Below are 22,106 nucleotides of genomic sequence, written 5' to 3'. Positions count from 1 at the left end.
TCGCGTTAGCGACACAGTGCCTGACGAATGGCTTCACCTACCTGTTGGGTGGTGGCGAAGCCTTTCATATCTGGCGTTTTCGGGCCGCTGGCAATGACCTGCTCAATTGCCGCCAGAATACCGTCGTGGGCGGCTTTATAGTTGGCATCACCGTTGCCAAGGAAGTCGAGCATCATGGCTCCAGCCCAGATAGTCGCTATAGGGTTGGCGATATTCTGACCGTAGATATCCGGGGCCGAACCGTGTACCGGCTCGAACAGGGACGGGAAGGTGCGTTCCGGATTTAAGTTGGCAGAAGGCGCAATGCCAATCGTTCCGGTACAGGCTGGACCGAGATCGGAGAGGATGTCACCAAACAGGTTGGAAGCAACCACGACGTCAAATCGCTCAGGCTGCATGACAAAGCGGGCGCACAGAATATCAATATGCTGTTTATCCCAGCGGATCTCAGGATAGTGTGACGCCATCGCTTCGACGCGTTCATCCCAGTAGGGCATGCTGATGGCCAGCCCATTGGATTTGGTCGCCGAAGTCAACGTTTTGCGTGGTCGACTTTGTGCCAGTTCAAAGGCATAACGCAAAATTCGGTCGACGCCACGGCGGGTGAAGACCGACTCTTGGATCACCATCTCGTGTTCAGTACCTTCGCTCACGCGTCCGCCGAGGGCAGAGTATTCTCCCTCGGTGTTTTCGCGTACGACGTAGAAATCAATGTCGCCAGGCTGCTTGCCAACCAGTGGGCAAGGAACTCCCGGAAACAGGCGCACCGGGCGCAGGTTGACGTACTGGTCGAATTCGCGGCGAAACTTAAGCAGCGAACCCCATAATGAGATGTGGTCAGGCACGGTGTCCGGCCAGCCAACCGCGCCAAAATAGATAGCATCGAAGGATTGCAACTGCTCATGCCAGTCATCGGGCATCATTTTGCCGTGATGGGCGTAGTATTCGCAGCTGGCCCATTCCATTTGCTCAAAGCTGAGCGACAACCCCCAACGCTCGGCGGCTGCCTGCAAAACATGAATGCCCTCAGGCAGGACTTCTTTACCAATGCCATCTCCGGGGATAGCGGCGATACGCCAGGTTTTCTTCATAGCAGCTCTCACTTGTGCGCCATCAAAATTGACTTTCCCCTTATCCTATAATTGACTGATTAATAGTTAATCCCCCTAACTGGTGAAACATAAAACACAGATCATGAATAATCTGCCGCTGCTAAATGATTTACGCGTCTTTATGCTGGTTGCCCGTCGTGCAGGATTTGCCGCCGTTGCCGAAGAGCTGGGCGTATCACCGGCTTTTATCAGTAAGCGCGTTGCCCTGCTGGAGCAAACGCTGAATGTAGTGCTGCTGCACCGGACAACGCGTCGCGTAACCATCACGGAAGAGGGGGAGCGGATCTACGAATGGGCGCAGCGGATCCTGCAGGATGTCGATCAGATGATGGACGAGCTATCAGATGCCAGGCAGATCCCGCAGGGGATGCTACGTATTATTAGTAGCTTTGGTTTTGGCCGCCGGGTGGTGGCTCCGGCGCTGTCTGCGCTGGCAAAAGAGTATCCGCAATTAGAACTGCGGTTCGATGTTGAAGACCGCCTGGTGGATATGGTGAATGAGGGCGTCGATCTTGATATTCGTATCGGGGATGATATCGCGCCGAACCTGATTGCCCGCAAGCTGGCGACTAACTACCGTATTCTGTGCGCCTCGCCGGAATTTGTGAGGCAGCATGGGACGCCGAAGCAACTCAACGATCTCTCCACTTTTCCTTGTCTGGTCATCAAAGAGCGCGACCATCCGTTTGGTATCTGGCAAATGCGCAATAAAGAGGGCGCGCATTCGATTAAAGTTACGGGGCCTTTGTCGTCTAATCATGGCGAAGTGGTACATCAGTGGTGCCTTGATGGGCAGGGAATAGCTCTGCGGTCATGGTGGGACGTTTGCGACAACATTGCCAGCGGCAACCTGATACACATATTGCCCGAGTATTATCAACCAGCAAATATTTGGGCGGTTTATGTTTCCCGGCTGGCGACGTCGGCAAAAATCCGTATTACGGTTGAGTATTTGCGCCGCTATTTTACCGAAAACTATCCAAAGTTTACTTTGGAATAAAGGTGCAGCAGCCTGGCAAGAAACAGAAAATAAAAAAGGCAGAATAATCTGCCTTTTTTGTAACGATGACTCTCTGAGCAAAGCCGTTATTTAGATTCTTCGGCTTCAGGTAATGTCACGTTAAGTTCGAGGATAGAAATATCGCCGTCTTTTTGCTCAAGCTGTACGGTGACCATTTCAGGATCAATTTGTACATACTTGCAGATAACCTCGAGAATATCTTTCCTCAACTGCGGTAAATAATGTGGCTCGGCGTCACTACGACGGCGTTCCGCAACAATAATCTGCAGTCGCTCTTTAGCGATGTTCGCTGTGCTCTTTTTCCGCGAGAGAAAAAAATCCAGTAATGCCATAACTTATCCTCCGAACAGGCGTTTGAGGAAACCTTTCTTCTCTTCTTCAATGAAGCGGAAAGGACGTTCTTCTCCCAACAGACGGTCTACGGTATCAGCATAGGCTTTACCGGCATCGGCATTGATGTCGAGAATAACCGGCTCACCCTGGTTAGACGCGCGCAGGACTGACTGATCTTCAGGAATCACGCCAACCAGCTTGATTCGCAGAATTTCCAGTACGTCTTCCATGCTCAGCATGTCACCTTTATTTACGCGGCCAGGGTTGTAGCGCGTCAGCAACAAATGCTCTTTAATCGGATCTTCACCGTTTTCCGCACGACGAGATTTCGACGCCAGAATACCCAGAATACGGTCAGAGTCACGTACAGAGGAAACTTCCGGGTTAGTGGTGATTATCGCTTCATCGGCAAAATACAGGGCCATCAGCGCACCGGTTTCAATACCCGCCGGAGAGTCGCAGACAATGAAGTCGAATTCCATCGTTTTCAGATCGTCCAGAACTTTCGCGACGCCTTCACGCGTCAGCGCGTCTTTATCGCGAGTCTGTGAGGCCGGAAGAATAAAGAGATTTTCGGTACGCTTATCTTTGATTAACGCCTGATTTAACGACGCATCTCCCTGAATAACGTTGACGAAGTCATAAACGACGCGGCGTTCACAACCCATAATCAGATCAAGGTTACGCAGGCCGATATCAAAATCAATAACGACAGTTTTCTTTCCCTTCTGGGCCAAACCTGTAGCGATGGCCGCGCTGGAGGTGGTTTTGCCAACGCCCCCTTTACCCGAAGTAACAACAATAATGCGTGCCATAGAAATTCCTTGTTAAAAAGGGATCAATTCAACGGTTGAACTGTCAAAGCGTTCTCTGCTAATTGCAGACGTGCCGCTTTGCCATAAAATTCTGCTGGGATTTTATCACTCAGCCAATAAACACCTGCGATAGACACCAGTTCTGCCGTCAGATGGGTACAAAAAATTTGCGCTTCCCGATCACCGCTAGCGCCTGCCAACGCACGGCCTCTCATCATTCCATAAACATGAATATTGCCATCAGCGATAAGCTCTGCGCCTGCACTGACGTGGCTTGTAACAATCAGATCACATTGTGGTGCATAAATGCGCTGACCGGAACGAACCGGCACATTTATTAATCGTGTTTTTGTGATGGGAGTAACGTTTTGCGGCGGAGCGACGTGAGCCGGGGCCTCAACGGGCGCAGGACGAATAGCTTTTTCTTTACCTTCAGTCAGTAAAGGAAGACCCATTTCGTCGATTTCAGCCTTGAGTCTGGCGTCTTTGCATCCGCTAACGCCGATAATGCGCAATCCAGTAGACGCGACAACTTTCTGCAACGCTGACCAGTTTACCGGGCTTTCAAGACCACTCACGTTAACCACGACGGGAGCATGTTTTAAAAAAGCAGGTGCCTGCGCGATTTTGTCTTCCAACGCCTGACGAATAACCTCGGGTTCTGCTTCATGTAAGTGAACCACTGATAAGGTGAAGCTACTGCCTTTAAGCTCGATTGGCGTGTTTGACATCCTGGCCTTACTCAATTTGCTATTTATCATCCCCAGCGCGGGGTGATATTCCGAAGACTATAAGGCATGTTATAGTCAGTATTATATTGAGGCAAGCCACCATTCCGTGAATTCAGAGTAAAAGATATGTTTTGTGTGATCTACCGAAGCAGTAAACGTGACCAGACCTATTTATATGTCGAAAAAAAAGACGATTTCTCGCGAGTTCCTGAAGAACTGATGAAAGGATTTGGTCAGCCGACGCTGGCAATGATGTTGCCGCTTGATGGCCGTAAAAAGCTCGTTAATGCCGATCTGGAAAAAGTAAAACAGGCACTCACCGAGCAGGGATATTATTTACAAATACCACCACCGCCAGAAGATTTACTTAAACAGCATCTGGCTGCGGCGAAACAAAATACACCAGACGCTAAACGTTAAACTGCATCCGGCAGAAGCACGCCCCATCGATGCAGTACCTGAAATCGATAACTACGTTAGGGGAAAATAATGTATCAACATCATAACTGGCATGGTGCTCTGCTGGATTATCCGGTGAGTAAGGTGGTTTGCGTGGGGAGTAACTATGCCAACCATATTAAAGAGATGGGCGGAACCCCTCCGGAAGAGCCGGTGTTGTTTATCAAACCGGAAACTGCGCTGTGCGATTTGCGCCAGCCGCTGGTGATCCCATCTGATATGGGTTCAGTTCATCATGAAGTTGAGCTGGCGGTACTGATTGGCGCGACCCTACGTCAGGCGACGGAAGAACATGTGCGCAAAGCCATCGCGGGCTATGGCGTCGCGTTGGATCTGACCTTGCGTGATATTCAGGGCAAAATGAAGAAAGCGGGGCAGCCGTGGGAAAAAGCGAAGGGTTTTGATAACTCTTGTCCGCTGTCGGGTTTTATTCCGGTGGCCGAGTTTAACGGCGATCCGCAGGATACGATGCTGGGGTTAACGGTCAACGGTGAAACACGCCAGCACGGCTCCACGGCGGATATGATCCATCACATCGTTCCTTTGATTGCCTATATGAGCCGTTTCTTTACTCTCAAAGCGGGCGATGTTGTGTTGACGGGGACGCCAGCAGGTGTTGGGCCGTTAAACAGCGGTGATGAGCTGGCCATCAGTTTTCATGGTCAAACGCTGACGACACGTGTGCTGTAATCTCTTTTTGCCGCCTTTTCGGGCGGCAAAACTTGCATCAGCGTGCCAGACTGGTTATAAGGTGCAGCTTTATTGCAATAGCGGATACCCTGATGAGCGACATACCTTTCTGGCAAAGTAAAACCCTGGATGAAATGACCGATGCCGAGTGGGAGTCATTATGTGACGGGTGTGGTCAATGCTGCCTGCATAAGCTGATGGATGAAGACACCGACGAAATTTATTTTACCAACGTCGCGTGTAAGCAGCTCAATATCAAAACCTGTCAATGCCGTAATTACGAACGCCGATTCGAGTACGAGCCTGACTGTATCAAACTGACGCGCGATAATCTGCCTACCTTTGAATGGCTGCCGATGACCTGTGCGTATCGTCTGTTAGCGGAAGGTAAAGGGCTGCCGGAGTGGCATCCACTGCTGACGGGGTCCAAAGCGGCAATGCACGGCGAGCGTATTTCAGTACGTCATATTGCGGTGAAAGAATCGGAAGTGCGTGACTGGCAGGACCATATTTTGAACAAACCTTCATGGGCGGACTAAGCCGCCCATCGATTAGCAGGCGTAAGGGCTTAAGACTTTTTCGCCTGATACATCTCATCTCCATGGTTGTCATCTTCAACCCAGAAATTGATGTTGAATTGGGCGTCGTCGCTTAATTCAACGCGATGCCAGTACTGCGGCGGGCTGGTCGCGAACTGACCGGCATTAATCACCACTTTTACTTCAGGCTCTTTTGCGTCTTCATTGGCAAAACCGTAATACGTTACCGTACCTTCCATCACACAAAGCTGGCCAAAAACGCCTGCTGCAGTGTTATGGTGAGAAAGAAGTGCTGCGGGGACATTGTCTTTGGTAAAGAAGGGAGTAGAGCGTTTAACTTTCCAGTTTGCCGGGATGCGTAAATGGGACATAAGACATCTCCTTGGTGTGGCATCTATAAGATGTATTTAATATACATCTTATAGATGCCAGCAGGCAATGAATTTAAGCCAAAAAAAACGCTCCCGAAGGAGCGTCTCTGTTAGCGACCGAAGAGGTCACGTTTTTTCGGTTTGAACGGCTGTGCTATCACCACCAGCACGGCGACTACCATGTAGGCGGCGAAGATCCCCAACAGCCACTGCGGCATTTCCAGGGTTAAAAAAGACCACTGACGCTCAGCACAGTCACCGGACGCTAAAAACACCTGCGGCAGCCATTTGTCCAATGGCAGCCAGCTTGGGAAGCGAGCGGCAAAATCACAGGTCATAAACGGGGATGGGTGCAGCTGAATCATGGTGTGCTCATATGCTAACTGAAGTCCGCGCCAGGCACTGTAAATCCAGATTATCATCGCCACATAACGCAGCGGTGTTTTTGGTGCAATAGCACCCACCAGCCCTGCACCCATCACGCCAAATAATGCGCTACGTTCGTAAATACACAACACGCAAGGTTTTAGCAGCATGACGTGCTGGAACCACAGCGCAACGAGCTCCAGCGCAAAGGCGGTTAACGCCAACAATAACCATGCCCCACGACCTCGGGAGCACTGGTTTAAAAATCGCAACATAATCATTTCCCTGCAACATGCGTAGAGACCGCAGTTTAAACCAATTCACTTTATGCGCCACTAGCGGGAATTGAAAATTTGCGTAATCGGATAATTATCATGCAAAAAGTCAAACCGGGCAGTGATTTGCCCGGTTAATTGTTATGAAAGTGTAGCTAACCAGCCCGTTTGGGTCATCCACTCGGTCACCGGGACAAGCGTGAACTCGACGCAAAGCAGACCGACGAGCGTCAGGACGAGAGTATAAGGCAGAGCCATCCACACCATGCGACCATACGAGAGGCGAATTAACGGCGCCAGTGCAGAGGTCAGCAGGAACAGGAATGCAGCCTGGCCGTTTGGCGTGGCCACCGAAGGCAGGTTGGTCCCGGTATTGATCGCCACCGCTAACAGCTCATACTGATTGAGGCTGATGGTTCCCTGTTCCAGCGCGGCTTTGGCCTCGTTAATGTAAATGGTGCCGACAAATACGTTATCAGAAATAGAAGACAGCAGGCCATTGAAGAGATAGAACAGCGTCAGTTGGGCATGTTCTGAGGATTGCAATACGAACTGAATGATCGGCGAAAAGAGCTGTTGATCGATAATCACCGCAACAACAGAGAAGAACACGGTCAGCAGGGCGGTGAAGGGCAGCGACTCGGTAAAGGCTTTACCTATCGCATGTTCGTCGGTGACTCCCGTCAAGGAGGTTGCCAGAATGATGACTGACAAACCGATCAATCCTACTTCAGCCAGATGCAGGGCCAACGCAACTACCAGCCAGACGCCAATAATCGCCTGGACAATCAGTTTGATTTTGTCCTGGCGGGTACGTTGCTGGCGGCTCTGATCGTCAAACTGTTGCAGGACATCACGGACGGTCTCCGGCAGCGTTTCGCCATAGCCAAACCAGCGCAATTTCTCGACCAGTACACAGGTTAACAGGCCGCAAATTAGTACCGGGACGGTAACCGGCGACATGCGCAGGAAGAAGTCGCCAAAATGCCAGCCAGCCGCTTTGGCGATAATCAGGTTTTGTGGCTCGCCCACCATGGTCATCACGCCGCCTAACGCCGTACCGACACCCGCGTGCATCATCAGGCTACGCAGAAAACCACGGAACTGCTCAAGAACGACCTTATTGTGCTGATCGATATGGCTGTCATCGAGCATGTTGTTGTCTTCCGCGCGGGAAGAGGCAACGCGATGGTAGATGCCATAAAAACCGACCGCAACGCTGATTACCACGGCCACGACGGTCAGCGCATCAAGGAACGCCGAGAGGAAAGCGGCCGCAACACAAAATGCCAGCGACAGCAGCGTTTTGGAGCGAATAGTGAGTAGCAGACGCGTGAAAATAAACAGTAGCAGCTGCTTCATAAAGTAGATGCCTGCCACCATAAACATCAGCAGCAATAACACCTCAAGGTTTGCGGCAACCTCTTCACGAACATGCGTTGCGCTGGTCATACCAATAATGACAGCTTCGATAGCCAACAGCCCGCCAGGCAGCAGTGGGTAGCATTTTAACGCCATCGCCAGCGTGAAAATGAACTCGGCCACCAGCAACCAGCCGGCGATAAAAGGGTTGATGAAAAAAATAATCGGGTTAACGACTAAGAAAACAAGCAGTGCAAGTTTGTACCAGTCTGGTGATTGACCTAAAAAATTGCGCCACATCGCGCGGCCCCATGATAGCTCCATGGTGATTTCCCTACCTTTAAAAATGAAATCATATTTTTATGTTTGACCGCAAAGCTTAGCGGGAGGAGGGAGTACAGGCAAGCTATTCACAAGACTGGCAAGGTTGGCTGTACTGTAGCGTTATTTGGAAAATGAAGCCTTGATCCACTTTTTCTTCATTGCGTCAGCTATCAGCTAAGATACCCATCTGGTATGATGTGTGTAACTATGTTTTGCTGTGTAATGGAATTTTTACTATGGTCATTAAGGCGCAAAGCCCGGCTGGGTTCGCGGAAGAGTACATCATTGAAAGTATCTGGAATAACCGCTTCCCACCTGGCACTATTTTGCCCGCTGAACGTGAACTCTCCGAACTTATTGGGGTGACACGTACCACGCTACGCGAAGTATTGCAGCGTCTGGCGCGAGATGGCTGGTTGACCATTCAACACGGCAAACCGACGAAGGTAAATAACTTCTGGGAAACTTCCGGGCTGAATATTCTTGAAACGCTGGCGCGCCTCGATCACGAGAGTGTTCCGCAGCTGATTGATAATCTGCTGTCTGTGCGTACCAATATTTCGACGATCTTTGTTCGTACTGCGTTTCGCCAGCATCCTGATAAAGCACAGGAGGTTCTGGCGACGGCAAATCAGGTGGCTGACCACGCTGACGCATTTGCCGATCTGGACTATAACATTTTCCGCGGTCTGGCCTTTGCCTCCGGCAATCCGATTTACGGTTTGATCCTCAACGGTATGAAAGGATTATATACCCGCATTGGCCGCCATTATTTTGCCAACCCGGAAGCGCGCGCGCTGGCGCTGAGCTTCTACCACAAGCTGTCAGAACTCTGCGAGCAGGGTGCTCATGAGCAGGTGTATGAAACGGTGCGCCGCTACGGTCACGACAGTGGCGAGATTTGGCATCGTATGCAGAAGAATCTGCCGGGCGATTTGGCGATTCAGGGCCGTTAATCGCTCAAAGCCGGATGGCGACGCCAAAGCGTCTTATCCGGCCTACAAAGCATGCACTTCGTAGGCCGGATAAGGTGTTTACACCGCCTCCGGCAATAAGATTTACAGACCGTTCATCCTTGGCGGACAACGCTCCAACAGCTCCACGCTGCCATCTTCATTCTGCTGCTCCAGCATCACATCAAAACCCCAAAGCCGGTGTACATGCTTGAGCACTTCTTTGCGTCCTTTATCCAACGGTGCGCGGTTATGCGGAATATAGCGCAAGGTGAGCGAACGGTCGCCACGCAAATCGACATTCCAGATTTGAATATTCGGCTCCAGGTTGCTCAGGTTGTATTGCGACGACAACCTGTTGCGGATCTCACGATATCCTTCCTCGTTATGAATCGCAGAAATCTCCAGATAGTTGTGACGATCGTCATCCAGCACGGTGAACAGGCGGAAATCGCGCATTACCTTCGGTGACAGGAACTGGCTGATAAAACTCTCATCTTTGAAATCGCGCATCGCGAAATGCAGGGTTTCCAGCCAGTCGGAACCCGCTATATCCGGGAACCAGTATTTGTCCTCCTCGGTCGGCGACTGACAAATACGTTTGATATCCTGGAACATGGCAAACCCCAGGGCATAAGGGTTTATCCCGCTATACCACGGGCTGTTGTAGGGTGGCTGAAATACCACATTGGTATGGCTATGCAGAAACTCCAGCATAAACCGTTCGGTGACTTTACCTTCATCATAAAGGTGGTTCAGGATGGTGTAATGCCAGAAAGTGGCCCAGCCCTCGTTCATCACCTGCGTCTGTTTCTGCGGATAAAAATACTGGCTGACCTTGCGTACAATGCGTAGCACTTCACGTTGCCAGGACTCCAGCAGCGGGGCGTTCTTCTCCATGAAGTACAGCAGGTTTTCCTGTGGCTCAGAGGGATAACGCCGGGCTTCCGCCACGCTTTTCTCTTCCTCTTTCTTCGGCAGCGTGCGCCACAACATATTGACCTGACTTTGCAGATACTCTTCACGACTTTTCTGCCGGGCTTTCTCTTCCTGTAGGGAGATTTTTTGCGGGCGTTTGTAACGGTCAACGCCGTAGTTCATCAGCGCATGGCAGGAGTCGAGGAGCTTTTCGACTTCATCGACCCCGTAGCGTTCTTCACACTGGGTTATATAGTTTCGTGCGAAGATTAGGTAATCGACGATGGAACTGGCATCCGTCCAGCTACGAAACAGGTAGTTGTTTTTGAAGAAGGAGTTGTGTCCGTAGCAGGCATGCGCCATCACCAGCGCCTGCATGGTGATGGTGTTCTCCTCCATCAGATACGCGATACACGGATTGGAGTTGATAACAATCTCATAGGCCAGTCCCTGCTGACCATGCTTATACAAGCGCTCGGTTTCAATAAACTTTTTACCAAACGACCAGTGAGGATAGTTGATCGGCATCCCGACGCTGGAGTAAGCGTCCATCATCTGTTCGGAGGTGATCACCTCGATTTGGTGCGGGTAGGTATCCAGTCTGTAGAGTTTCGCCACGCGGTCTATCTCTGCCAGATAGACATCCAGCAGATCAAACGTCCAGTCGGGTCCATCGCTTAACCGTGTGCTGTCCTTGTTCATGGAATCAATCGTAGCCATTCGCGCACCCTCATTGTTGGCGGCACTCTCTGTCTGGAGTACCTCATTTCAAGCATAGATCATGGTGTTAAAAAACGTGCTGCGGCAGAAATTTTTTCTTTGCGATTTCTCGTTAGCGAGGCGTTGAAAAACGGCATTGCCGCAAAATTTTATGCTGGATAAAAATAACGCACAGCAGGAGATGCCAAAGCAGAGAGTTCCCCGCCATCACCGCTATATGTGAGATAAGTCACCATAAAAAAGCCATATGTTGAATAATATTTTCAACTGAGTTATCAAGATGTAATTAGAAGATTGTTCTTTTACTGTTAACGGAGTGGCTATGCGAGTTGTCATACTGGGAAGTGGTGTCGTTGGCGTGACCAGCGCCTGGTACTTAAGTCAGGCTGGACACGATGTCACCGTCATTGATCGTGAGCCCGGTCCGGCACTGGAAACCAGTGCGGCGAACGCGGGGCAAATATCTCCAGGTTATGCGGCACCATGGGCGGCACCAGGCGTACCGCTTAAAGCAATCAAATGGATGTTTCAGCGCCACGCTCCGCTGGCCGTTCGTCTTGACGGAACCCAGTTCCAGTTGAAATGGATGTGGCAGATGCTGCGCAACTGCGACACCAGCCACTACATGGAAAATAAAGGACGCATGGTGCGACTGGCGGAATACAGCCGTGATTGTCTGAAAGCGCTGCGCGCCTCTACCGGTATTGAGTATGAAGGACGTCAGGGCGGAACCCTGCAACTGTTCCGTACCGCTCAACAGTATGAGAACGCCACTCGCGACATCGCCGTGCTCGAAGACGCTGGCGTGCCATATCAGCTCCTGGAAGCAAATCGTCTGGCGGAAGTCGAACCGGCACTGGCAGAAGTGGCGCACAAACTGACCGGCGGTCTGCGTTTACCGAATGATGAAACCGGCGACTGCCAGTTGTTTACCCAGCGTCTGGCGCAGATGGCGGAGCAGGCGGGCGTTAAGTTTCGCTTTAACACCCCGGTCGATAAGCTGCTGAGCGATGGTGAGCAGATTTATGGCGTCCAGTGCGGCGAAGAGATTATCAAAGCCGATGCCTATGTGATGGCGTTTGGTTCGTATTCCACGGCGATGCTGAAAGGGATCGTTGATATCCCGGTCTATCCGCTCAAAGGCTATTCGTTGACTATTCCGGTAGCGCAAGACGACGGTGCGCCGGTTTCTACTATCCTTGATGAAACTTACAAAATCGCTATTACCCGCTTTGACAATCGTATTCGGGTTGGCGGCATGGCGGAGATTGTCGGTTTTAATACAGAGCTGCTACAACCTCGTCGTGAAACGCTGGAAATGGTCGTACGCGATCTCTTCCCGCGCGGCGGTCATGTGGAGCAGGCAACCTTCTGGACTGGACTGCGTCCGATGACGCCGGACGGTACGCCGGTGGTGGGGCGCACCCGCTTTAAGAATCTGCTGCTCAATACCGGCCACGGCACGCTGGGCTGGACCATGGCCTGCGGTTCCGGTCAGTTGCTGAGCGATATCCTTTCTGGCCGTACGCCAGCCATACCTTATGACGATCTGAGCGTGGCGCGTTACAGTCCGGGGTTTACCCCCTCTCGTCCACGACATTTACATGGCGCACATAACTGATAAGGACGTGAGATGACCCGCCCGATACTGGCCAGCATTGACCTGCAGGCATTGAAACAAAATCTGACCATTACCCGCCAGGCAGCGCCGGACGCTCGCGTCTGGTCGGTGGTGAAAGCCAATGCATATGGACACGGCATTGAACGCGTCTGGAATGCGCTGGGCACAACCGATGGTTTTGCCATGCTCAATCTTGAAGAGGCGATAACCCTGCGCGAGCGCGGATGGAAAGGCCCGATACTCATGCTGGAGGGTTTTTTCCACGCTGAAGACCTGACGGTATATGACAATTATCGACTGACCACCTGTGTACACAGTAACTGGCAGCTAAAAGCATTGCAGAATGCCCGCCTCAAAGCACCGCTCGATGTTTACCTGAAGGTGAACAGCGGTATGAACCGGCTTGGGTTTTTACCGGAAAGAGTTCCAACGGTCTGGCAACAGCTGCGGGCGATGCCCAACGTCGGCGAAATGACGCTGATGTCGCATTTTGCAGATGCAGAGCACCCGGAAGGTATCCAGGAAGCAATGGCGCGTATTGCGCTGGCAACAGAAGGACTGGAGTGCAGACGGTCACTGTCGAATTCGGCCGCCACGCTGTGGCACCCTGAAGCGCACTATGACTGGGTTCGTCCGGGTATTATTTTGTATGGCGCGTCGCCTTCGGGACAATGGCGGGACATCGCCAACACCGGCCTGAAGCCAGTGATGACTCTGAGCAGCGAGATAATCGGCATACAAACGCTGAAAGCTGGCGATCGGGTGGGTTACGGTGGCCGTTACACCGCCAGCGGCGAGCAGCGCATTGGAATAGTGGCGACCGGCTATGCAGACGGTTATCCGCGCCATGCGCCAAGCGGAACGCCTGTGCTGGTGGACGGTGTACGTACCGGGACGGTGGGGACAGTCTCAATGGATATGCTGGCGGTAGATCTGACACCGTGCCCGCAGGCAGGGATCGGGACACCGGTAGAGCTGTGGGGCAAAGAGATTAAAATTGACGATGTAGCTACCTCAGCAGGAACGGTGGGCTACGAGTTGATGTGTTCTTTGGCGCTGCGCGTACCGGTTGTGACGGTGTAACTTTTGTTTGCCGGGTAAGGCGCTGCCGCCACCCGGCAAACAACATCCTCTTTACTCATCCTCGTCTTCAGCAACGCGAACACCGACCTTCAGCACTGCATTATCTTCCTTCTCGGCCACCGTCCAGATCATGCCAGCGAATTCCACCTGGTCACCGACGACCGGCGCGGCACCAAGCAGATGCTGGACAATTTCACCCAGCGTTTGCTGCTTATCACGATACTCTGTGCCATCATCCAGGCCATAAATCAGCGCCACATCGGCATATTTCGCGCTGGCTTCCAGAATAAAATCACCGAAGAAGCGCTGGTCTAACGACACCGGTGGCGACTGGCTGAATAGCTTGCCGAGAGCGGGGAGATCGCGCTCGCGACCAATAACACACAATACGTCGCCTTCGCGCAGACGCGTGCTGCCGGAGGGGTGAAACAGCACGTTGTCACGAAACAGGGCGGCTATTCGCGTTTCTTCCGGCATATGCAGGTCGCGCAGCGCGGCACCCACACACCACTTATCTGCGCTGAGCTGATAAACAAACTGCTCCCACGGGTTATCTGGGTGAATATCGAGACCAATGCGCGAAACGGGCCAGCCGACAGGAGGGACCACCACCTTGGCTTTTTTCGCGGCCCATGAAAGTGACGTTCCCTGAAACAGCAACGAGATCAGTACCACGAAGAAGGCGACGTTAAAGAACAGGCGCGCGTTCTCCAGGCCCGCCATCATTGGGAAGACGGCGAGGATGATCGGCACCGCGCCGCGCAAACCCACCCAACTGATGAAAATACGCTCGCGCAGATTAAAGCCACGAAACGGCAGCAGTCCGGCGAAGACCGAAAGCGGGCGGGCAATGAATATCATCCACGCAGACAAAATCAGCGCAGGGATTGCGATAGGCAGCAGGTCGGACGGCGTAACCAGCAGTCCAAGCACCAGGAACATGGCGATTTGCGCCAGCCAGGCCAGACCGTCGAAGTTTTGCAGGATACCAAATCGGTTGCGGATGGGGCGATTCCCCAGCAGGAAACCACACAGATAAACCGCCAGAATACCGCTGCCTTCCAGCGCAGTGGTCAGGGCAAAAATCAGGATCCCACCGCTTAACGCCAAGAGTGGATACAGTCCGGCAGGCAGAGAAATGCGGTTAATCATCTGCTGGAGCATATATCCACCGCCAAGACCGATAACGATTCCTAAGCCAAACTGCTGGATAATGTGCACCGCGAACATCCAGCTTAAACCGGTCTCGTGATTTTGGATCATGGCGATGAGTGTGATGGTCAAAAACACGGCCATCGGGTCATTACTACCGGATTCAATTTCCAGCGTAGAGCCAACGCGTTCGTTAAGCCCCTTACCGCCAAGCAGGGAAAAGACCGCCGCGGCGTCAGTTGAACCAACAATCGCGCCAATCAGCAGCCCTTCGATAAGATCCAGATGAAACAGCCACGCGGCCATCATGCCAGTGAGTCCGGAAGTAATCAGCACACCGACCGTCGCCAACGATAGCGCCGGGCCTAACGCAACGCGAAAAGAGCTGGCCTGAGTGCGCATGCCACCGTCGAGTAGGATAACCGCCAGTGCCAGGTTGCTCACCATGTAGGCGAAAGGATAGTTATCGAAAGGTATGCCGCCAATACCATCCACACCCGCTAACATACCGATAGCGAGAAATATCACCAGAATTGGGATACCGAGACGTGATGAGAATGAACTGAGTAAGATACTGCAGGTGACGAGAACGGAACCCAAAATAAAAAGGCTAATAATTGCTGCGGCATCCAACGTTCGGTTACTCCTGAATTACGCTGTTTCGTATTAATAAACCCTACCATAATAACGACAGAAACAGCGTTTTACTTAGCCCCATTAGCTGCTTTTTTTACGATTTTAGTACCGGATGCCCACTTAAGGTGAGCTGAGTGCTGTTTTTATCGTTTTTCAGCGCCGCTCTGGCTCCCAGCGGCAGGGTGACGGTGCGTTGTTCATGGCCAAAATCGAGGCCGCCGATCAACGGAACGGACAGCCTGGTGCGCAGAAAATCACAAACTGAATCAAGATTGTAACCAGCGTCGTAATCATTCGGCGCGCTGCCGCTAAAACTGCCGAGGATAATGGCGTTTTGCTGGGCCAGTATTCCCGCGTGGTACAGTTGCAGCAGCATGCGCTCGACACGGAATGGATGCTCGTTAATGTCTTCCAGCACCAAAATGCCGTTTTTGATGGCCGGCATCCACGGTGTACCCATCAGCGAAATGATCATCGCCAGATTTCCGCCCCACAGTGTACCTTCAGTCGCGCACTGCGGACCGTCACCCTGCCATTCGAGGGTGAATTGGGCATTACGCAATGCTTGCCAGAAATGGTGCTTGGTGAATGTGTTCATCTCCTCGGCACCGAAGTTGGCCGCCAGCATCGGGCCGCTGAAGCTAATCACATTCCCTTGAGCCAGTAGACCACACTGGATCGCCGTAAAATCGCTGTGTCCGCACAGCAGCAGCGGATCTTGTTGCTGGCGGGCTGCCAGCCCTTGCCAGTCAATATCTTCCAGTAAACGGCTCGCGCCATAGCCGCCACGTACCGCCATCACAATGGTATTGGGGGTTTTCAGATTAACGAGCGAGTTCACATCAGCAAGCCTTTCTGCCTCTGTACCCGCAAAACGCTGGCAGCGGCGCGCAATGACCGCTGAATTGTCGACCTGATGACCGGCCTCAGTAAGACGTGCAAGCCCACGTAACGCAGCCTGCTGATTGATACAGTAGCCCGATGGGGCAATTAAGTGAAACCGGGACATGGCATTTCCTTGCTACAACTAAAACCAAATGTATATCATGCCGCGTAGGTATGTCGTTGTCACCTCAGCGACAGGTTCCGGCTATAAGGATAGATGACGTGAAATTGAGATGGTTTGCTTTTTTGGTTGTATTACTTGCGGGCTGTAGTTCAAAACATGATTACAAAAACCCGCCGTGGAATGCTGAAGTTCCGGTTAAACGCGCAATGCAATGGATGCCGATCAGTGAAAAAGCCGGTGCGGCCTGGGGTGTCAGTCCACAATTGATTACCGCTATTATTGCCATTGAATCAGGCGGTAATCCGAATGCGGTCAGTAAGTCTAATGCGATTGGTCTGATGCAGTTAAAAGCCTCGACTTCAGGCCGCGATGTTTATCGTCGCATGGGATGGAGCGGAGAGCCGTCGACCAGCGAGTTGAAAAACCCCGAACGCAATATCTCCATGGGGGCCGCATACCTGAGTATTCTGGAGACCGGGCCGCTGGCAGGGATCGAGGATCCGCAGGTGATGCAGTATGCGCTGGTAGTATCGTACGCTAACGGAGCGGGAGCATTGCTGCGAACGTTCTCTTCCGACAGGAAGAAAGCCATCAATAAGATCAACGATCTCAGCCCGGATGAATTTATTGAACATGTTGCGGACAATCATCCGGCGCCGCAGGCTCCGCGCTATATCTGGAAGCTTCAGCAAGCGCTGGATGTAATGTAATTCAGGTGATGTTAATCGCGTACTTTGTTCGACTTTTCCCGGGCCTCTCGCTCAAGGGAAAAAATAATCCGCTGTAAGTTCCGCTCCACCGCCGGGCCGACGTTGAGAAAACGAAAGCTCAGGCGGGGAGTGGTAATGGTTTCGTTTTTACTGTCGATAACTTTGCGTTCGCTAATGGAAATAAGCTGGGCGTCAACGTGATACACCCCCCATTGTTCCATGTTCAGTTCAACCTGCGCGAAGCGTATACCTTCTACCAGTCCTTCTGGTTTTGCCGTTTCTAACAGCCCGCCCATACCGCCAAGCGACAAATCGAATAAGCGAAAGCACAGCGTGCTGTTGTCCGGCATTTTTGCCGTGCAGCGATAGGGAGGATGCAGCGGAGCGCCGATGCGGAAATATTCCCGACGCTGAACAAACCACAGGGAAGGCGGCAAGGATGAAATAAACGCTGGCAGTTGCTGATACTCACCTTTTTTTAACTGTGGCAGGGTGAATTCTACTTTGGCTCCCTGCGTTTCGGCGATAATCGAGATCTGACTGGCCCGCTGTACGGCCTGGTTTTCATATTCCTGGCTACCAAAATCCATGACCAGCTCGTCCGGGCTGACGGCCAGAACTTTACTGATGAACTGGCCGCCCGACCAGGAGATACGCAGTGGAACCTGCTGCGATTTTAAGTCCCGAAGTACACCTAACACCGCTAACGGATTTTGCTTCAGGAACTGCTCATTGTAGTTACTCACACCTAATGACTCCCGGATGCCTGGTTTGTCGTTGGATTATCGGCATCAATCAACGGAACTTAATACAAATGGATGAAATTTTTTACCAACGCCAATGAATTAAGTCTGCGTGAAAACAGCATATAGCGATGGTTTGCCTATACTTTAAAGGCTGGCGCAAGAATGTCTTGCGCGTGCGTTCACTGGAAAGAGGGCCTGAAAATGGGAATTATTGCCTGGATTATTTTTGGTCTGATTGCGGGGGTTATCGCCAAACTGATTATGCCGGGGCGCGATGGCGGTGGATTTATCCTGACCTGTATTCTCGGTGTTGTCGGTGCTGTGGTCGGTGGATGGCTGGCAACGATGTTTGGTATCGGCGGCGATGTCAGCGGGTTTAATCTCCACAGCTTCCTGGTGGCCGTGGTCGGCGCGATTGTTGTGCTGGGTGTCTTCCGACTGGTGCGGCGAGATTAATCGAACGGCCCCCGCGGGGGCCGTTTCTCTGTATTGCTAAGTCAGAACTGATACTCAATCCCCGCCCAGTAATTACGGCCTTCTTCAATAAATCCTTCACTATAAACGTACTGCGTATCGAACAGGTTATTGACCGACGCGTTAACGCTGAATCCGTGACCGATGGCGTAGTCAGCGCGTAAATGGGTAATGGCGAAACCAGCGGCTTTCTGTGAGCCGTCGCTATTGCTATAGCTCGACGAACGGGCCTCTTCTGACAGCGTAATACTGAGCGGATCCCATGGCTTCAGCGTCATCCAGGCAGTCAGGGTTTGCGTTGGCAGGTCGGTAATCTTGCCGATGTCGCTGCGTTTGACGTCTGCATGAATAAGGCCGTAGCTCAGACCGACATCCAGTATATCAAAGACTTTACCTTTAACGCCTGCATCCAGACCGGTGTAATCCACCCGGCCGCTGTTCTGATTCTGAATGGTGTCGGCATCAATATTGTGTGAAAGGATGGCGTCGCTGATGCGGTTGTAATACACGCTGGCTTCGAATCCCCAGTTCTGACTAAGTGACCCATTCCAGGTCAGATCCACGCTGCGGGCGCGTTCAGGTTTAAGCTGCGGATTGACCAGCGCCACCTGGTTATAGGCCGGTTTTGAGGTCGTGTAGCGTTCTTTCAACGTAGGGAAACGCGTTCTGTCAGAATAGGACAGCGCTAATGTGTCTGCATTTTCGAAGTGATATTTGGTCATCATCTGCCAGTTGAAGGCCGACTGATTGTTGTCATCATAGTGGGTGACGCTACCATTTTTTTCGTGCTTCATGCCTTCCAGACTGTCGCGCCAGTCATAGCTTATTCCCGCCACTACATCGACATTATCCGCCGCCGCCCACTGATATTCACTGGCAACAGACCAGGTGCGGTCTTCGTAACGGTCGTAAGCCGCATTCGGTGCGCCTTTCTCGCGGTGAACATCATCCTTCCAGTTTACGGCGAAAGAGAGCAGGTCGTTTTCACGCATATCCGCAGCGAGCTGCAGGCCAGCTCCATCGCTATAGTCTGAATAATGACTGTAGTTGCCTTTTTTGTTTTTCAGATCGGCAAGCGAGTTGTACATCATCAACGTATTTTCAAAGGTATCGCGATACAGACGGCTTTTCAGAGTGAAACGATCGCCCAGATGGGTGGTGCCCTGATAGTAATAGCTCTCTTTATCGTACTGTGGCCATTGCCAGTAGCGTGATTTCTGACTGCTGGTTCCGGCATATGGTGGGTTATCTTTTTCACCGTCCTGATTAATATAGGTCAGGACATATTCATCATCGCCGCGAGGGGTAAAGCCCAGCTTCACGATGCCGCGTTTATCATCGGCGGACGAGTTGGCAATCTTGCCGTGACTGCCCGCAACCGGATTGTCCACGCCGTGCGGTAAGCCAAGGAAATCCTGCTTCAACTGGCTGCCGCTGAGCTGGATATAACCCAGATCGTTACTGGCACCAAATGAAGCGTGCATATCGTGAGCGTTGTCTTTGCTACGACTCCAGCCCTGGCGATAGCCGATGCTGCCTTCAATTGGTTTGTTGGGCTTTTTGGTGGTGATATTAATGGCACCGCCCATCTGGTTAGGCCCTTGTAGCAGAGATGAGTAGCCTTTGGAAACTTCAACTGAAGCGATATCGGATGTCAGAAAACGGCCTAAATCGAGGTTGCCGTCATAGGGGATGTACACCGGCACACCGTCAAAAAAGACGGGAACCTGACGGCTGTCAAAACCGCGTACTTTCACCTGCTGCTCATTGCGGTTGCCCGACTTTTGCAGCACCACGCCGGGGACGACGCTTAGCGCCTGCGCCACGTTTTGCTTATCCAGTTGCTGCATCGTTTCCTGACCGAGAACCGTAGTTGTTGCCGCGGAGGCCGGGCTTGACCAGACGGTCATGGTTTCGCTTTCTTGCCCAGCAAAAGCACTGTGCGCGAAAGCAAACGACAGGGCTGTGTAAAGACAACTTTTGTTGAAATTCATTATTGTTAGTCCATTTTTTAATGTTATATGCCACGTGCGTCCGGGCTCAGGCTAACTTTGATATCCGCAGGTGGAGCGTAATAAGGTGCGGAAGTGATAAAGAGCCTGATGCCACAGTCGAGATAACTCGCCAGCGAGGCGAGGGTAATGCCGCCAGTCAGCGCCAGCGTGCAATGAGGGGCCAGTGAAGGTGCCAGGCGGGCAATGTCTGTCGCCTGCTCAGGGGTGAATTTGTCGAGTTGCAGAACATCGGGCGCGGCGCGTAGCGCGGCTAATGCTTCATCTGGCGTATCCGCCTCGACGACGATCTTTTTTTCTGGCGCATGGCTGCGTAAGCGCGCAACCGCGTTTGTCCAGTCGTTTGGGTTGGTAAGAAAACGGCGGTGATTAGCGAACAGCAGCACCGTTTCGGCGCATCCTCCGCGATGAATAATGCCCCCGGCAGCGAGTATTGCCTGAGTCGCCAACGAACGCGTGCCGGGAATGGCTTTGCGGGTGCAGGCAATCTGCCCATCAGGATAGCGTTGGCGCAGTTGGCTCAACATGCTCTCAAGATAGCCCGAAACTCCGCAGCTCCACTCCAGAACGTTTTGTACCGCTTTCCAGCCCTGGTGTAGCGCCGCCGCATTTCCGTGCGCACAAATTATTCTCTGTCCCGCGCTCGCTCGTTCGCCATCGGCCATAATATCGCTGACGGTTATGCCCAATGACGTCAGCATTTGTCTGGCAACGGCGGTGCCGCTAACACACCCGCCCTGGCGATGGTAAAACTCCATAACGCCGGGCTGTGCGCCAATTCCCAACGCGCGGGTAGTCAGATCGCCGCCCTGAATATCTTCCAGCAGCAGCGCGTCGGTTTGCGCCTGCGAAAAGTAGATCATCGCAGCGCCTCCCGCGGCACACTGTCCCACCAGATAAGCGCCCAGTCACGGCTGGCGGGGGCAATCGCGCGTGGATCCTGCTGCTGATACCAGGTTTCCAGACGTTCGACCTCGTCGGCGCTTAGTTCGCCCATACTCCAGCGCACGTTTTCCAGAAAGCGCATCCAGGTACTATTGTCCTGCTGACAGTTGGGCCCGCGGATAAAATCAACGTGCGCGTGGATCCCCATCTGATACAGGACATTAAGCGCATAGATATAGTTGGGAAGTTCAATCACCTCGCGGCCCAGCGCACGTTGAATGGTGGGGGAAACGAAAGATGAACTGACGAGATGGGTGGTGTAAACCCGCAGCCGGGCCTGATTATTCAGTTTGGTCATCGCTTGGCGCATATCGGCAACCAGCGTAGAGCGCGAGGCGACGGCGATATCGCACTGGGGTAAATCATCCCAGTGTTCTTCCCAGGCCCGCTGCACCCACTGTACGTGACGGGCGTTCATTTGCACAGCGCGGCGGGCAGCAACGCTCAGCATTCCCTGGCTGTAATCTACGCCGTAAATTATTGGTATCTTTTTAGCCAGCGCCAGCGAGACCGTACCGGGACCGCAGCCCATATCAAACAGCGACTCCGCTCCTTGCAGGTCGATTTTCCCCAATAGCTGTAGCAAATAGCTGTCGGTTAATGAGGCGCAATTCTCTGCCATTTTTTCCGCACGTTTATCCCAGTGCTCCGGCTTTTTCTCGGTTCTGTTCGCCAGTTGTAACTGTTTACGGTAAAGATCGGCAAAATCAATGTCGTCAATGAGCATTC

At 52.3% G+C, this 22,106-nt stretch carries 23 protein-coding genes; 9 read left to right on the top strand and 14 right to left on the bottom strand.

Annotated features, from left to right (window positions below; translation table 11 throughout):
- Positions 1-5: 5 nt before the first annotated feature.
- Positions 6-1,091 (bottom strand): tartrate dehydrogenase, encoded by a 1,086-nt coding sequence (locus OGV89_RS06130; protein WP_044711053.1) that lies wholly within the window; start codon positions 1,089-1,091, stop codon positions 6-8.
- 103 nt (positions 1,092-1,194) lie between these two features.
- Between OGV89_RS06130 and OGV89_RS06125 the strand changes: the two genes are divergently transcribed.
- Positions 1,195-2,112: a LysR family transcriptional regulator gene (locus OGV89_RS06125; RefSeq protein WP_043016057.1), complete on the top strand. Its 918-nt coding sequence runs from the start codon at positions 1,195-1,197 to the stop codon at positions 2,110-2,112.
- A gap of 86 nt (positions 2,113-2,198) precedes the next feature.
- Here OGV89_RS06125 and minE read toward each other — a convergent pair whose 3' ends face one another.
- The 3 genes from minE to minC are packed head-to-tail and all read right to left on the bottom strand — an operon-like array spanning position 2,199 to position 4,012.
- Positions 2,199-2,465: a cell division topological specificity factor MinE gene (minE, locus tag OGV89_RS06120; RefSeq protein WP_001185666.1), complete on the bottom strand. Its 267-nt coding sequence runs from the start codon at positions 2,463-2,465 to the stop codon at positions 2,199-2,201.
- Between the two features lie 3 nt (positions 2,466-2,468).
- Positions 2,469-3,281: a septum site-determining protein MinD gene (gene minD, locus OGV89_RS06115; protein ID WP_003020956.1), complete on the bottom strand. Its 813-nt coding sequence runs from the start codon at positions 3,279-3,281 to the stop codon at positions 2,469-2,471.
- A gap of 23 nt (positions 3,282-3,304) precedes the next feature.
- Complete coding sequence (minC, locus tag OGV89_RS06110) at positions 3,305-4,012, bottom strand: septum site-determining protein MinC (protein WP_003844062.1); 708 nt, start codon at positions 4,010-4,012, stop codon at positions 3,305-3,307.
- Between the two features lie 126 nt (positions 4,013-4,138).
- On the opposite strand from minC, the gene OGV89_RS06105 reads away from it, so the two are divergent.
- From OGV89_RS06105 to ycgN, 3 genes are all read left to right on the top strand, one after another.
- Positions 4,139-4,432: a YcgL domain-containing protein gene (locus OGV89_RS06105; protein ID WP_003020949.1), complete on the top strand. Its 294-nt coding sequence runs from the start codon at positions 4,139-4,141 to the stop codon at positions 4,430-4,432.
- A 69-nt stretch (positions 4,433-4,501) separates the two neighbouring features.
- The gene (locus tag OGV89_RS06100; protein ID WP_048217905.1) at positions 4,502-5,161 is read left to right on the top strand and encodes a fumarylacetoacetate hydrolase family protein; all 660 of its coding nucleotides are present in this window, start codon (positions 4,502-4,504) and stop codon (positions 5,159-5,161) included.
- Between the two features lie 92 nt (positions 5,162-5,253).
- Positions 5,254-5,700 (top strand): cysteine cluster protein YcgN, encoded by a 447-nt coding sequence (gene ycgN / locus OGV89_RS06095; RefSeq protein WP_003020944.1) that lies wholly within the window; start codon positions 5,254-5,256, stop codon positions 5,698-5,700.
- Positions 5,701-5,729: 29 nt separating this feature from the next.
- Here the strand turns inward: ycgN and OGV89_RS06090 are convergent, their stop codons facing one another.
- From OGV89_RS06090 to nhaB, 3 genes are all read right to left on the bottom strand, one after another.
- On the bottom strand, positions 5,730-6,071 hold the full coding sequence (locus OGV89_RS06090; RefSeq protein WP_003020940.1) for a TehB family protein: 342 nt from the start codon (positions 6,069-6,071) through the stop codon (positions 5,730-5,732).
- A 110-nt stretch (positions 6,072-6,181) separates the two neighbouring features.
- Positions 6,182-6,712, bottom strand: coding sequence for a disulfide bond formation protein DsbB (dsbB, locus tag OGV89_RS06085; protein ID WP_003020937.1), 531 nt, complete (start codon positions 6,710-6,712; stop codon positions 6,182-6,184).
- 141 nt (positions 6,713-6,853) lie between these two features.
- Positions 6,854-8,398 carry a Na(+)/H(+) antiporter NhaB gene (gene nhaB / locus OGV89_RS06080; protein ID WP_003020934.1) on the bottom strand — a complete coding sequence of 515 codons (1,545 nt, stop codon included), beginning with the start codon at positions 8,396-8,398 and terminating at the stop codon, positions 6,854-6,856.
- 236 nt (positions 8,399-8,634) lie between these two features.
- Between nhaB and fadR the strand changes: the two genes are divergently transcribed.
- The gene (gene fadR, locus OGV89_RS06075; RefSeq protein ID WP_003020931.1) at positions 8,635-9,354 is read left to right on the top strand and encodes a fatty acid metabolism transcriptional regulator FadR; all 720 of its coding nucleotides are present in this window, start codon (positions 8,635-8,637) and stop codon (positions 9,352-9,354) included.
- 102 nt (positions 9,355-9,456) lie between these two features.
- Here fadR and OGV89_RS06070 read toward each other — a convergent pair whose 3' ends face one another.
- Complete coding sequence (locus OGV89_RS06070; protein ID WP_003844058.1) at positions 9,457-10,989, bottom strand: SpoVR family protein; 1,533 nt, start codon at positions 10,987-10,989, stop codon at positions 9,457-9,459.
- Between the two features lie 322 nt (positions 10,990-11,311).
- Here OGV89_RS06070 and OGV89_RS06065 point away from each other — a divergent pair, with 322 nt between their 5' ends.
- Positions 11,312-12,610: a D-amino acid dehydrogenase gene (locus OGV89_RS06065; protein WP_003841565.1), complete on the top strand. Its 1,299-nt coding sequence runs from the start codon at positions 11,312-11,314 to the stop codon at positions 12,608-12,610.
- A 12-nt stretch (positions 12,611-12,622) separates the two neighbouring features.
- Positions 12,623-13,693: a catabolic alanine racemase DadX gene (gene dadX, locus OGV89_RS06060; protein WP_003020922.1), complete on the top strand. Its 1,071-nt coding sequence runs from the start codon at positions 12,623-12,625 to the stop codon at positions 13,691-13,693.
- Between the two features lie 51 nt (positions 13,694-13,744).
- Here the strand turns inward: dadX and OGV89_RS06055 are convergent, their stop codons facing one another.
- Together OGV89_RS06055 and ldcA are read right to left on the bottom strand one after the other, a co-directional pair.
- Entirely contained in the window at positions 13,745-15,478 is a 1,734-nt protein-coding gene (locus OGV89_RS06055; RefSeq protein WP_049016299.1) for a potassium/proton antiporter, read from the bottom strand.
- 97 nt (positions 15,479-15,575) lie between these two features.
- Positions 15,576-16,490, bottom strand: coding sequence for a muramoyltetrapeptide carboxypeptidase (gene ldcA / locus OGV89_RS06050; RefSeq protein WP_286558301.1), 915 nt, complete (start codon positions 16,488-16,490; stop codon positions 15,576-15,578).
- Positions 16,491-16,588: 98 nt separating this feature from the next.
- Here ldcA and emtA point away from each other — a divergent pair, with 98 nt between their 5' ends.
- Positions 16,589-17,200, top strand: coding sequence for a membrane-bound lytic murein transglycosylase EmtA (emtA, locus tag OGV89_RS06045; RefSeq protein WP_003020914.1), 612 nt, complete (start codon positions 16,589-16,591; stop codon positions 17,198-17,200).
- 11 nt (positions 17,201-17,211) lie between these two features.
- Here the strand turns inward: emtA and ycgR are convergent, their stop codons facing one another.
- Positions 17,212-17,946 carry a flagellar brake protein YcgR gene (gene ycgR, locus OGV89_RS06040; protein ID WP_003020911.1) on the bottom strand — a complete coding sequence of 245 codons (735 nt, stop codon included), beginning with the start codon at positions 17,944-17,946 and terminating at the stop codon, positions 17,212-17,214.
- Between the two features lie 201 nt (positions 17,947-18,147).
- Between ycgR and OGV89_RS06035 the strand changes: the two genes are divergently transcribed.
- The gene (locus OGV89_RS06035) at positions 18,148-18,402 is read left to right on the top strand and encodes a GlsB/YeaQ/YmgE family stress response membrane protein (protein ID WP_003020908.1); all 255 of its coding nucleotides are present in this window, start codon (positions 18,148-18,150) and stop codon (positions 18,400-18,402) included.
- 41 nt (positions 18,403-18,443) lie between these two features.
- On the opposite strand, the gene OGV89_RS06030 is transcribed toward OGV89_RS06035, so the two are convergent.
- The 3 genes from OGV89_RS06030 to OGV89_RS06020 are packed head-to-tail and all read right to left on the bottom strand — an operon-like array spanning position 18,444 to position 22,104.
- On the bottom strand, positions 18,444-20,414 hold the full coding sequence (locus OGV89_RS06030; protein WP_200003083.1) for a TonB-dependent receptor plug domain-containing protein: 1,971 nt from the start codon (positions 20,412-20,414) through the stop codon (positions 18,444-18,446).
- Between the two features lie 23 nt (positions 20,415-20,437).
- A complete protein-coding gene (modD, locus tag OGV89_RS06025; protein ID WP_115489456.1) occupies positions 20,438-21,295 on the bottom strand; it encodes a ModD protein in 858 nt (285 codons plus the stop codon).
- Positions 21,292-22,104, bottom strand: coding sequence for a class I SAM-dependent methyltransferase (locus OGV89_RS06020; RefSeq protein ID WP_032949452.1), 813 nt, complete (start codon positions 22,102-22,104; stop codon positions 21,292-21,294). The genes modD and OGV89_RS06020 overlap by 4 nt, the downstream gene beginning before the upstream one ends.
- Between the last annotated feature and the right edge of the window lie 2 nt (positions 22,105-22,106).

Source organism: Citrobacter sp. Cf125, from assembly GCF_030333935.1.
GTDB classification, from domain to species: domain Bacteria; phylum Pseudomonadota; class Gammaproteobacteria; order Enterobacterales; family Enterobacteriaceae; genus Citrobacter; species Citrobacter freundii.
The sequence above is the reverse complement of the archived record's forward strand: the minus strand, read 5'-3'. Positions and strand labels throughout refer to the sequence as shown.